At 68.8% G+C, this 12,338-nt stretch carries 12 protein-coding genes; 2 read left to right on the top strand and 10 right to left on the bottom strand.

Annotated features, from left to right (window positions below):
- Positions 1-551: 551 nt before the first annotated feature.
- The 10 genes from QQK83_RS12950 to coxB form a co-directional block, all read right to left on the bottom strand.
- Positions 552-1,949, bottom strand: coding sequence for an FAD-binding oxidoreductase (locus tag QQK83_RS12950; RefSeq protein ID WP_284264865.1), 1,398 nt, complete (start codon positions 1,947-1,949; stop codon positions 552-554).
- Positions 1,950-1,994: 45 nt separating this feature from the next.
- Entirely contained in the window at positions 1,995-2,579 is a 585-nt protein-coding gene (locus QQK83_RS12945) for a GNAT family N-acetyltransferase (RefSeq protein WP_284264863.1), read from the bottom strand.
- Complete coding sequence (locus QQK83_RS12940) at positions 2,579-3,841, bottom strand: M16 family metallopeptidase (RefSeq protein WP_284264861.1); 1,263 nt, start codon at positions 3,839-3,841, stop codon at positions 2,579-2,581. The genes QQK83_RS12945 and QQK83_RS12940 overlap by 1 nt, the downstream gene beginning before the upstream one ends.
- On the bottom strand, positions 3,838-5,226 hold the full coding sequence (gene thrC / locus QQK83_RS12935; protein WP_284264859.1) for a threonine synthase: 1,389 nt from the start codon (positions 5,224-5,226) through the stop codon (positions 3,838-3,840). Before thrC ends, QQK83_RS12940 begins: the two co-directional genes overlap by 4 nt.
- Before the next feature lie 14 nt (positions 5,227-5,240).
- Positions 5,241-5,915: an SURF1 family protein gene (locus QQK83_RS12930; RefSeq protein WP_284264857.1), complete on the bottom strand. Its 675-nt coding sequence runs from the start codon at positions 5,913-5,915 to the stop codon at positions 5,241-5,243.
- 162 nt (positions 5,916-6,077) lie between these two features.
- Positions 6,078-6,896, bottom strand: a complete 819-nt coding sequence (locus QQK83_RS12925) for a cytochrome c oxidase subunit 3 (protein WP_284264855.1) — start codon at positions 6,894-6,896, stop codon at positions 6,078-6,080.
- A 28-nt stretch (positions 6,897-6,924) separates the two neighbouring features.
- Positions 6,925-7,497 (bottom strand): cytochrome c oxidase assembly protein, encoded by a 573-nt coding sequence (locus tag QQK83_RS12920; RefSeq protein WP_284264854.1) that lies wholly within the window; start codon positions 7,495-7,497, stop codon positions 6,925-6,927.
- Positions 7,494-7,688 carry a hypothetical protein gene (locus tag QQK83_RS12915; RefSeq protein WP_284264852.1) on the bottom strand — a complete coding sequence of 65 codons (195 nt, stop codon included), beginning with the start codon at positions 7,686-7,688 and terminating at the stop codon, positions 7,494-7,496. Before QQK83_RS12915 ends, QQK83_RS12920 begins: the two co-directional genes overlap by 4 nt.
- Complete coding sequence (gene cyoE / locus QQK83_RS12910) at positions 7,688-8,626, bottom strand: heme o synthase (protein WP_284264850.1); 939 nt, start codon at positions 8,624-8,626, stop codon at positions 7,688-7,690. Before cyoE ends, QQK83_RS12915 begins: the two co-directional genes overlap by 1 nt.
- Before the next feature lie 85 nt (positions 8,627-8,711).
- Positions 8,712-9,602 (bottom strand): cytochrome c oxidase subunit II, encoded by an 891-nt coding sequence (coxB, locus tag QQK83_RS12905; RefSeq protein WP_417750352.1) that lies wholly within the window; start codon positions 9,600-9,602, stop codon positions 8,712-8,714.
- Positions 9,603-9,784: 182 nt separating this feature from the next.
- Between coxB and tldD the strand changes: the two genes are divergently transcribed.
- Both tldD and dprA read left to right on the top strand, forming a co-directional pair.
- Positions 9,785-11,209 (top strand): metalloprotease TldD, encoded by a 1,425-nt coding sequence (tldD, locus tag QQK83_RS12900; protein ID WP_284264848.1) that lies wholly within the window; start codon positions 9,785-9,787, stop codon positions 11,207-11,209.
- Between the two features lie 153 nt (positions 11,210-11,362).
- A partial coding sequence (gene dprA, locus QQK83_RS12895) for a DNA-processing protein DprA (RefSeq protein WP_284264846.1) occupies positions 11,363-12,338 on the top strand: 976 nt, incomplete at its 3' end.

Below are 12,338 nucleotides of genomic sequence, written 5' to 3'. Positions count from 1 at the left end.
AGGCGACCCGCTGCGGGCGCGCGGCCTGCGCCGCGCGCGGGGTCTGCGGCGTGGCTCGACGCGTCGCGTCTGCGCCACGACCGCGGTGGCACCGCTGTCGCGGTGCGGTCGGTGCTCATGCCTCACGTCGGGCGGGTCGTCGAGGGCGCTCCCGAAGTGGGGGGCTCTGCCCCCGTCCTTCGGACTCCCCCGGGATACTTGTGAAACGGAGAAGCCCGTTAGGGGTTTCTTCATGTTGTCCGTGCAAGGCTGTCGCTGCGGGACAGGCGGGGACGCCGATGACCGCAAGCGGAGAAGCCCCGGCTTGGCCCCGTGCCGGCCGGGGTGGATCTCCCCATCCCCCGCTTCTCCGTTTTTCAAATATCCCTGCACAGCTCCCGACAACTCGCCGTGCCGTCGACAGGGGGGCACCTCCGCAAGTGTCACCCGCGCAGCGGATCGGGCCTTGGTCGTTCCCTACCGCCACCCGCACCCAGCGCGCGAAGGAGTGGCCCCAAAGGGGCCCGACGCCGCGCGCCGCCGGGTCGGGGCCGAAGGCCCCGAAACACCCGTCAGGCCCGCAGCACCGCGCCGGGGTTGAGGATGCCCTTCGGGTCGAGCGCCGCCTTGATCGCCCGCATCGCCACCAGCTTGCCCGGATCGCCATAGCGCTCGAGGTCGTCGACCTTCAGCCTCCCGACCCCGTGTTCGGCCGAGACCGAGCCGCCCAGTTCCATGACAAGATCATGCACCGCCCGTTTGATCGCGTCGCGCTGGTTTTCGTGGTCGGCGCGGCTTTTGCCCGGCATCGGGAAGACGTTGTAATGCAGGTTGCCGTCGCCCATGTGGCCGAAACAGTTCAGCCGGAACTCGGCGATGGCGGCGATCCGTCCCGGCGCCTCGGCGATGAAGCGGGGGATCGCGGCCACCGGGACCGAGATGTCATGCGAGGAGACCGCGCCGATCCGGCGGTTCGCCGCCGGGATGTTCTCGCGCAGCGCCCAGAACTCGGCACGCTGCGCCTCGGATTGGGCGATGACGCCGTCCGACACGAGACCCGCCTCGAAGGCTTCGGCGAAGAGCTCCTCCAGCGCGCCCGCGGGGTCGCCGCCTGCCCCCATCCCGAGGTCGATCAGCACCGCCCAGTCGGGGGGATCGGCGAAGGGCTGGCGCGTCTCTGGGCCGACCTCGGCGAGGAAATCGAAGCCTTCGCGGCTCATCAGCTCGAAGGCCGAGATCGCGCTGCCGATACCCGCTTGCGCCATGCGCAGGAGCGCCAGCGCCGCCTCGGGCGAGGGCACGACCATCATCGCGGCCCCGGTCGCTGCAGGCTTGGGGAAAAGCCGCAGCGAGGCCGCGGTGATCACGCCCAGCGTCCCCTCCGACCCGATCAGCAGGTGGCGGATGTCGTAACCGGTGTTGTTCTTCCTGAGCGGCGAAAGGGCGTTCACCACGGTACCATCGGCCAGCACCGCCTCGATCCCCAGAACGAGATCGCGGGCGTTGCCGTAGCGGATCACGTTCACGCCGCCCGCGTTGGTCGCCAGAAGCCCGCCCAGCCGGGCGGAGCCCTGGGAGGCGAGCGTCAGGGGGAAGATCCAGCCCTCGGCCTCGGCCGCTGTGTGGATGTCGGACAGGATCGCGCCGGCCTCGACCGTCATCGTGCCGGCCTCGGGGTCGAAGGCGCGGATGGCGCGCATCCGCTCCAGCGACAGGATCAGGGGGGCCGGACCCGTGTCGGTCAGCTGGCCGCCGACAAGGCCGGTGCCGCCGCCATAGGGGATGACCGGGGTGCCGGTCTCGGCGCAGAGGCGCAGGATCTCGGCCACCTCCGCGGTCGATCCGGGGGCAACCACGGCGGCGGCGCGGCCCTGCCAGCGGCCGCGCGGCTCTTCCAGGTAGGCGGGGGTCGGCTCGCGCAGGGCGGCGGCGGGCAGGAGCGTGGAGAGGCGTTGGGAAAGCTCTGTCATGACGGGCAATCTAGGGCGGGATCGAGGCGAAGGAAACGGGCCGCGTCAGCCCACGTCGGTGCGGCCGCGACGGTCATGGCGCAGGTGGGCATAAAGCACGTGGTTGCGCCAGCGCCCGTTGATCTGCAGGTAGCTTTGCGCCACGCCTTCATACTTGAACCCGGCCTTCTCCAGCACCCCGCGCGAGGCGGCATTCTCGGGCAGGCAGGCGGCTTCGACCCGGCTGAGGTCGAGGCCACGGAAGGCGTAATGGACCACCGCCTCGATCGCCTCGCGCATGTAGCCCTGGCGCGCGTGGGGCTGGCCGATCCAGTAGCCCAGCGTCGCCGATTGCGCAGGCCCGCGGCGGATGTTGTCGAGCGTGATCGCCCCCAGAAGCGTCTCGTCCGGCCGGTGGAAGATGAAGAGCGGCACGGCGCTGCCTTGCGTCAACGCGCGCTGCGCCCAGTAGACGCGGCCGGTGAAGCTTTTGCGGGTCAGGTGGTCGGCGGCCCAGGTCGGCTCCCACGGGGTGAGGAAGTCGCGCGAGTCGTCGCGCAGCGCCGCCCAGGGGCGGAAATCGGCATGGCGTGGCAGGCGGAGCGTCAGGCGCTCCGTCTCGAGCCGCAACTGCCGTTTTCGCGCGAACATCAGGCGGCAAGGCGCGCGGTCACCTGCGCGAGATCGGGGGCCCGCTTGACCGGCCCGTAAAGCGCCATCGCGGCCCGGCCCGAGGCGACCAGCGCGCCCGCGTGATCGCGCAGGCCCGGCAGGGTCACCGCGTCGATGCGCGCCACGGTTTCCTCCAGCGGCGGCACGCGGTTCCAGATCGCCACCAGCCGCGCCAGACGCTCGGCCCGGGCCGAGGGGCTTTCCAGCCCCATCAGAAGCCCCGCCTTCATCTGCGCGCGGGCGCGCGCCAGTTCTGCCTCGGTCATGTCCCCGGTGGTGCGCTTCAGCTCGTCGAGCGTCAGCGTGACCAGCTCGGGAAGTTCCTCGGCCGAGGTCCCGGCGTAGATCGTCAGCATGCCGGTGTCGTCGTAGCTGCCGACCTGGGAATAGATCGTGTAGCACAGGCCGCGTTTCTCGCGGATCTCCTGGAACAGCCGCGAGGACATGCCGCCCCCCAGCGCGGTGGCATAGATCTGCGCGGTGTAGATATCGTCGGAGCGATAGCCGGGCGCTTCCAGCGCGAGGGTGAAATGCGCCTGTTCCAGCGCCTTGACCTCGCGCCGCTCGCCACCGGCGAACTGGCCCGGTTCGGGCGTCATCGGCGAGGACGGCGGCAGATGGCCGAAGGCCTGCTCGGCCAGACGCACGATCTCATCATGATCGACCGCGCCCGCCGCCGACAGGATCAGTTGCCCCGGCCCGTAGTGCTGGGCGACGAACCGGTCGAAATCCTCGCGCCCGAAGGCGCGGACGCGCTCGGTCGGGCCGAGGATGGTGCGGCCAAGGGGTTGGCCCGGATAGGCCTCTTCCTGGAGCCAGTCGAAGATGATGTCGTCGGGCGTATCGGCGGCCTGCCCGATCTCCTGCAGGATCACGCCGCGTTCCACCTCGATCTCGCGCGGGTCGAAAACGGGGTTTAGCACGATGTCGGAAATCAGGTCGAGGGCAAGCGCCACGTCATCCTTGAGGACGCGGGCGTAATAGGCCGTGACCTCGCGCGAGGTATAGGCGTTGATGTAGCCGCCGACATCCTCGATCTCTTCGGCGATCTGCAGCGCGCTGCGCCGCGTGGTGCCCTTGAAGGCCATGTGCTCGAGGAAATGGGCGACGCCGTTCTGCTCGGGCGCCTCGTGGCGGCAGCCCGCCGAAACCCAGACACCCAGCGCCGTCGATTCCAGCCCCGGCATGTGCTCGGTCACGATCCTCAGGCCGTTCGACAGGGTATGCAGTTCGACACTCACGCGGCGATTTCCTTGCGGATCAGGGTTTCGATCTCGTGGAGATCGTTCTCGACCCGCGTCATGCGCTCGGGCCGCTCGTGCAGATCGGCCATGCGCGGCGGCAGCGCGGGGCGGATGCCGGTGGCCACCTCGACCGCGTCGGGGAATTTCGCCGGATGCGCGGTGGCGAGCGTGACCATAGGGGTGGACCCGAGGAACCCTTGCGCCACATGCACGCCGACGGCGGAATGGGGGCAGAGAAGCTCGCCCATCTGCGGCAGCGCGCGGGCGATCATGGCGCTCGTCTCCTCCTCGGAGGCGCGGCCGGAGGCGAAATCGGCGCGCAGGCTTTCCAGAGCGCCCTGGCTGATGTGAAAGCCGCCGCCCTGCTTCAGCTCGTCCATCAGCTGCGCCACAGCCGCACCGTCGCGTCCATAGGCGTCGAAGAGCGCGCGTTCGAAGTTGGAGGAGACCTGGATATCCATCGAGGGGCTGATCGAGGGCGAAACGCCATGGGTGACGTAATCGCCCGTCGAGAGCGCCCGGTGCAGGATGTCGTTCTGGTTCGTGGCCACCACCAGTTTCTCGATCGGCAGGCCCATCCGCTTGGCGAGGTAGCCCGCGAAGATATCGCCGAAATTGCCGGTGGGCACGGTGAAGCTGACGGGGCGATGCGGCGCGCCAAGCGCCACGGCGGAGGTGAAGTAATACACCACCTGCGCCAGCACGCGGGCGAAGTTGATCGAGTTCACGCCCGCCAGCCGAACCTCGTCGCGGAAGGTGAAATCGTTGAACATGTCCTTCAGCCGCGCCTGCGCGTCGTCGAAACTTCCGGTGATGGCGAGCGCATGGGCGTTCGCCTCGGACACCGTGGTCATCTGGCGGCGCTGCACGTCCGACACCCGGCCATGGGGGTAGAGGATGAAGACATCGACATTGTCGAGCCCGCGAAAGGCCTCCATCGCCGCCGACCCGGTGTCGCCGCTCGTCGCGCCGACGATGGTCACGCGCTCGCCCGAACGGGACAGCGCCGTCTGGAACAGCTGGCCGATCAGCTGCATGGCGAAATCCTTGAAGGCCAGCGTCGGCCCGTGGAACAGTTCCAGCAGGAAATGGTTGTCCTGCAACTGCTTCAAGGGCGCGCGGGCGGCATGGCCGAAGCCCGCATAGGCGCGCGCGATGCAATCGCCGAATTCCGCATCGGTGAAGCTGTCGCCGACGAAGGGGCGCATGATGCGAAACGCGGCCTCTTCGTAGGACAGGCCCGCCAGCGCGGCAATCTCGGCGTGGCTCAGCCGGGGCAGCTCGGCGGGGACGTAGAGACCGCCGTCGCGCGCGAGGCCCGTCAGCATCGTCTCTTCGAATGTCAGCTCGGGCGCCTGCCCGCGGGTCGAGATGTAGCGCATCGACACAAGGTCCTTCAAACGGTCCGTCGCCTGATACGCCAGAGCAGGAAGAGTGTCATCCCCAACCAGACGGCGGTCAGCGAAAACCAGGTGACCGCGTAATTCAGGTGATCGTTCGGGATGCCCTCGGTCGAGACCGGCAGAGGCGTCACCGCCGCCTCGGCGGGCGTCAGCGCGCGGGCGATGACCAGCACCGGCTCGGTGCCGAAATGCGCGGCCAGCACGGGAACCTCGCGCGCGAACCAGGTGTTGTCGGCGATGTCGTTCTCGGGGGTGAACCCGTCCCGCTCCTCGGGCCAGTGCAGGTTGCCGGTGACGGTCACCGCGCCCGGTGGTGCGGCGGGCACCTCATCGGCCACGCGGATCACGCCGCGGTCCACCAGCAGGCGGCGGCCGGTGTCGGCCTCGAAGGGCGAGATGATGCGGTAGCCCGCGCCAAGGCCGCGCTGGCTGACCAGCACCCGCACATGACCGTCGGCGAAGCGGCCGGTGACGGCCACGGGAAGGTAGCGGTCGGCCTCCGGGTCCGGCATCTCCGGCACGGCCACGGGCGCCGCCGCGATGCGCGCCTCGATCTCGGCGAGCACGCCCTCTTTCCACGCCAGCCGCTGCACCTGCCAGGTGCCCAGCGACACCAGGATCGCCACCCCCGCGACACCCAGGACCAGCGCCCCGATGATCCGTCCCATGCTCACATCCCTCCAAAGGAAAAGGCCCACCCCGCGGCAGGCCCTTCACGATCCGTCAAGGTTAACGCGCGCCCCCTGCCCGCTTCTCCGTTTCGGAAATATCCCGGGGGGGCGGCACCCGGAACGGGTGACGCGGGGGGCAGAGCCCCCCTGTCTCCGACCTCAGCCCAGCACGACCGCCTGGCCCCAGATGTAGACCGCCAGGAACAGGAACAGCCAGACCACGTCGACGAAGTGCCAATACCAGGCCGCGGCTTCGAAGCCGATGTGCTTCTCGGCGGTGAAATGCCCCTTCAGCACCCGCAGCCAGCACACGAACAGGAAGATCGTGCCGATCACGACATGCAGGCCGTGGAACCCGGTGGCGAGGAAGAAGGTGGCAAAGAACTTGTCGCCCGAAAAGCTCCAGTCGTAATGCGCGATCAGCTCGTAATACTCGAAGGCCTGCAGACCGGTGAAGATCAGGCCCAGCACCACGCCGATGATCAGGCCGTTGGCCACGTCCTTGCGCGGTCCACCGTGGACAAGCGCATGGTGCGACCAGGTCACGGCGCAGCCCGACAGCAGCAGGATCAGCGTGTTGATCAGCGGCAGGTGGAACGGATCGACGGCATAGATCTCGGGCGGGATGTATTGCGACGCCTCGTAGGTGTTCATCGGGTAGAGGGCGTGCTTGAAGAAGGCCCAGAACCACGCCGCGAAGAACATCACTTCGGACATGATGAACATGATGAAGCCGTAGCGCAGGCCGATGCGCACGACCGGCGTATGATCGCCCGCGTTGCTTTCGGCGACCACGTCGGCCCACCAGCCGAACATGACGTAGAGCGTGGCGACGAAGCCCATCAGGAACAGCCAGGGCTCGCCGCCGTGCATCCAGTTGACTGCCCCGAAGAGCATCACGAAGGCGGCGACGGCCGACATGAGCGGCCAGATCGACGGGTTGATGATGTGGTAATCGTGGTTCTTGGCATGGGCCATGGGTGTCGTCCTCGGTCCGGTGTGTTCTCTAGTTGGCCACGGGCGCGGGCGCAGACCCGGGCAGCGCGGCATAATCTTCGGGCATCTCCGTCACGTGGAACGTGTAGGAGAGCGTGATGGCGGGGGTTCCGCTGGCCTCGGGGTCGTCGAGGATGGCGGGATCGACGAAGAAGGTCACCGGCATCTCGACGCGCTCGCCGGGTTGCAGGACCTGCAGCTCGAAACAGAAACAGGCGATCTTGACGAAATATCCGCCGGTCTCGAAGGGGGCCACGTTGAAGCTGGCCGTGCCCGCGATGGCTTCGTCGGTCGGGTTGTAGGCCTCGTAGAAGGCCAGCCCCGTCTCGCCGATGCGGATGTCCATGTGCGGCTGCATCGCCCGGAACTCCCACGGCATGTCGCGGGCGCGCGACGCGTCGAAGCGGACGCGGATGGTCTGGTCGAGGATGGTGTCGCTTTCCTGCTCGGACACCTGCGTGGTGCCGCCGAAGCCGGTGACGCGGCAGAACCAGTCGTAAAGCGGGACCGAGGCCCAGGCGAGGCCCCCCATGAAGACCATGACCGCCAGGAGACGGGTGACGACGCGGGTGTTCGAGGTCATTGGCCGCTCTCCACCGGGGGCGTGACCGACACCCGCGGCTGGTGGTCGAAGGCCTCCATCGAGGCCCCTTCGCGGATCTTGGCGACCGTCAGGCCGAAGACGATGGCGGCAAAGCCCACAAGGCTGAGGGCCACGCCGATGTTGCGGCCAAGGCGGCGCTTGTGAAGGTCGTGGGTCTCGGTGATGGGCATCAGGCGCCCCCCCAGCTGCGCAGGCCGGCGTCGATCAGAAGCGCGCCGAAATGCAGGAAAAGATAGTAGAGGGAGAAGCGGAAGACGCGCTTCTCGGTGGCGTAGCTGTCGGCCTGCGCGGTCTCCTCGTCGCGGCGCCAGATGTCCCAGGCACCCTTGAGGAAGATCGCGTTCAGAACGAGGGCCGCGGCCAGGTAGACCGGCCCGGCGACCGAGGTGAAGCCGAGGCCCAGCGCGACGGGCACCAGCAGCACGGTGTAGATCAGGATCTGGCGGCGCGTCTCGGCCCGGCCGTGGGTCACGGTCAGCATCGGCACCTTGGCCTCGTGGTAGTCGGATTTCATGAACAGCGCGAGCGCCCAGAAATGCGGCGGCGTCCACATGAAGATGAGGCCGAACATCAGCACCGCCTCGAGGCTGATCGAGCCGGTGGCGGCGACCCAGCCGATCATCGGGGGAAAGGCACCCGCCGCGCCGCCGATCACGATGTTCTGCGGCGTCGCGCGCTTGAGCCACATTGTGTAGATCACGGCGTAGAAGAAGATGGTGAAGGCCAGCAGACCCGCCGCCAGCCAGTTCGTCGCCAGCCCCAGCATCGCCACCGAGATCGCCGACAGCCACAGGCCCAGCGACAGCGCCTCGCCCGCCGTGACCTTGCCGGCGGGCACGGGGCGTTTTGCGGTGCGGCGCATGACGCGGTCGATGTCGGCGTCATACCACATGTTCAGCGCGCCCGAGGCCCCGCCGCCCAACGCGATGAACAGGATCGCGGTGAAGCCGATCATCGGATCGACGGTCGCGGGGGCGACCAGAAGGCCCACCAGCGCGGTGAAGACGACAAGCGACATGACGCGCGGCTTGAGAAGCGCGACGTAATCGCCGAAGCGCGCTTCGCCCTCGGCGGCTTCAACGCTGGTGTTGGTCGTAACGTCGGTCATCAGGCCTACCGTTCTTCCTAAGCCGTAGGCCGGGCTTCAGCCCGGCTACCATGGCGGCCGGGCCAAGGGGCCCGGCCGATGCGTTTCACTCGACCGAGGCCAGCTCGATCACGCGCGGGGCGCGCATGTTGCCCGCGCTTGCGAATTCTTGCGCCTCGCCGTTGATCCAGGCGTCGTATTCCTCCTGCGTCACGGCGAAGACGGTGATCGGCATGAAGGCGTGGTTCACGCCGCACAGCTCCGAACACTGGCCGAAGTAGACGCCTTCCTGGCCTTCCTCGACCTCGAACCACAGTTCGGCAAGGCGGCCCGGAACGCCGTCCTGCTTCACGCCGAAGGCGGGAATGGTCCAGGAGTGGATCACGTCCGCGGCGGTGACCTGCACCACGACGGTGGCACCGGTGGGAACGACCATCGCGGTGTCGGTGGCCAGCAGGTGCTCGTCCGGGCCGTAGCCATACTCGGCCAGTTCATCCTCGTTCAGCATGAAGCTGTCGTAGACGATGCCGTGCTCGGGGTATTCGTAGCCCCAGTACCACTGGTAGCCCGTGGCCTTCACCACGACATCGGCCTCGGGGATGGTCTGCTGCTTGAACAGGACCGGCAGCGAGAAGGCCCCGATCACCACGAGGATCACCAGCGGCACGACCGTCCAGGTCACCTCGATCTTGGTGTTGTGGGTGAAGGTGGCGGGCGTCGGGTTCGCCTTGGCGTTGTGGCGGACCATCGAGTAGATCAGGAGCGCGGTCACGAAGAGAACGATCACCGTCATGATCACGAGCAACAGCGAGTCCAGTGCCCGGATGTCGCGGGCCAGCTCGGTCACGCCCGGCTGGAACCCGGTTCCGCCTGGCGTCGGCGCGCCGATGATCTCGAGCCCGTCGCGCATGCCGGCGGTCTGGGCTGCAGCGACTCCGGCGGCCAGGGTTGCACCAAATGCGGCCCCGAGGCCGCCGAGCGTTTTCATAAACGTCATGTCCGGTCTGTCCTGTCTGATCCGGCGCGCCGCGCAATCCATCGCGTACGGCACACCGTTGCGTTCAACGTCGGCCGGACCATATAGCTGGTCACGGCCCAAGGCATTTGGTCTAAATGTCTCACCCCCGCGCAAATTGACATGGATCATTTTGCGCCCGCAGCATTTCCGCCGGAGGTTCCATGGCAGACGCGACCCCTTTTCGCCCCTTCGAGACGCTTCTGGACGAGGGTGCCGCGCTGCGCGTGCTGCGGGCCGCGACCGACGGGGCCGAGGATGGCGAACTGTTCCTCGAACGCCGCCGGTCCGAGGTTCTGGTCTTCGACGACGGGCGCGTGAAGACGGCCAGCTATGACGCCGCCGAGGGGTTCGGCCTGCGCGCGGTGAAGGGCGAGGTGGCCGGCTACGCCCATTCCACCGAGATTTCCGAGGCGGCGCTGTTGCGCGCGGCCGAAACCGCGCGGCTGGCGGTGGGCGACGGCGGCGGAACGCTGGCCGAGGCGCCGATGGGCACCAACGCGCGGCTCTACACTGACGAGGACCCGATGTCGGGCGCCGAGTTCGGCGTGAAGCTGGAGACGCTGGCCGAGATCGACGCCTATGCCCGCGCGCTGGACCCGCGGGTGGTGCAGGTCTCGGCCTCGATGGCGGCCTCTCACCAGGAGGTCGAGATCCTGCGCCCCGAAGGCGGGCGCGTGCGCGACGTGCGGCCCATGGTGCGGCTGAACGTCTCGATCATCGTGGAGGAGAACGGCCGCCGCGAAAGCGGCTCGGCGGGCGGCGGCGGGCGCGTGGGCCTGACCGGGCTCATGGGGCGCGACCACTGGGAGGGCATCGCGCGCGAGGCGCTGCGGATCGCGGTGGTGAACCTGTCGGCCGAACCCGCGCCGGCGGGCATGATGGACGTGGCGCTTGGCCCCGGCTGGCCGGGCATCCTGCTGCACGAGGCGGTGGGTCACGGGCTGGAAGGCGATTTCAACCGCAAGAAGCAGTCGGCCTTTGCCGGGCTGATGGGGCAACGGGTGGCCGCGCCGGGCGTCACGGTGCTGGACGACGGCACGATCCCGGACCGGCGTGGCTCGATCAGCGTGGATGACGAGGGCACGCCCTCGGGCAAGACCACCTTGATCGAGGATGGCATCCTTGTCGGCTACATGCAGGACCGGCAATCGGCGCGGCTGATGGGGGTGGCCCCCACCGGCAACGGGCGGCGCGAAAGCCATGCGCACGCGCCGATGACGCGGATGACCAACACCTACATGCTGGGCGGCGAGGCCGACCCCGACGACATCGTGGCGGAGGTGAAGGACGGCATCTATGCCGTGGGCTTCGGCGGTGGGCAGGTCGACATCACGAACGGGAAGTTCGTGTTCTCCTGCACCGAGGCCTACCGGGTGAAGAACGGCAAGGTCGGCGCGCCGGTGAAGGGGGCGACGCTGATCGGCGACGGGGCGACGGCGCTGCAGCAGATCCGGGCGATCGGCAACGACATGGCGCTGGACCCCGGCATGGGGAATTGCGGCAAGAACGGGCAATGGGTGCCGGTGGGCGTGGGCCAGCCCACGCTGTTGATCGGCGGGCTGACGGTGGGCGGCTCCGCAGCCTGAGCGCGCCAGTCTCTTGCAAGAGACTGGCCAGAGCCTTGCAAGGCTCTGGAAGACGCCCTTGCAAGGGTGTCAGTGAGAGTTTTGCAAAACTCTCACTTGCGCGGGCTTCGACGGTAACGCCCCGTTAACCTATGGCGCGCTACGGTCGCCGGCATGATCACCGAGTATGAGTTCGGATTCTCCGAACCGGCCCCCGCCTTCCTGCCGCCCCCCGCCGCCGACGAGGCCGAGCGGCTGGCGCGGTTGCGCCTGATCCGCTCGCGCCGGGTCGGCCCCGCGACATACCTTCGGCTGATGGGCGAACACGGGCAGGCGCGCGCCGCGTTGGATGCCCTGCCCGAGGTCGCCCGCGCCGCGGGCGTGGCCGATTATGCACCCTGCCCCGAACCCGTCGCGCTGGCCGAGCTGCGCGCGGCCAAACGCGCAGGCGCGAAAATGCTGCTGCTCGGCGATGCCGAGTATCCCGCGGACCTTGCGCAGATCGCCGATGCGCCGCCGGTGCTCTGGGCGCGGGGCAAGACCTCGCTCCTGTCGCGGCCGATGCTGGCGCTGGTGGGCACGCGCAACGCCTCGGCGCTTGGCACGCGCATGGCGCGGCGGCTGGCGGCGGACCTGGGGGCGGCGGGCTTCGTCGTGGTCTCGGGCCTGGCCCGCGGGGTCGATGCGCTGGCCCATCTCGCGGCGCTGGAGACGGGGACGATCGCGGTGATGGCCGGCGGCCTCGACGTGGTCTACCCGGTCGAGAACACCGATCTTGCGCAGGACATCTCGAAGAAGGGGCTGGCGCTGAGCGAGATGCCCTTCGGCCTGCATCCGCAGGCGCGCCATTTCCCGCGCCGCAACCGGATCGTCGCGGGGCTGGCCCGCGCGGTGATCGTGGTGGAGGCCGCCGCGCGGTCCGGCTCGCTCATCACGGCGCGCATGGCGCTCGATCAGGGGCGCGAGGTGATGGCCGTGCCGGGGCACCCGATGGACAGCCGCGCGGGCGGCTCGAACCTGTTGATCCGCGACGGCGCCACGCTGATCCGCGGCGCCGAGGACGTGATCGAGGCGCTTGGCACCCTCGGCCTGCCCGCACCCGTGGCGCGCCCGGCCCCTGTCTCTGGCGCGGCCCCGCCGCGCGCCGCGG

Origin of the sequence: Roseicyclus amphidinii (assembly GCF_030163755.1) — a bacterium.
Taxonomy (GTDB): domain Bacteria; phylum Pseudomonadota; class Alphaproteobacteria; order Rhodobacterales; family Rhodobacteraceae; genus Roseicyclus; species Roseicyclus amphidinii.
This window is presented reverse-complemented; position numbering and strand designations above follow the sequence as displayed.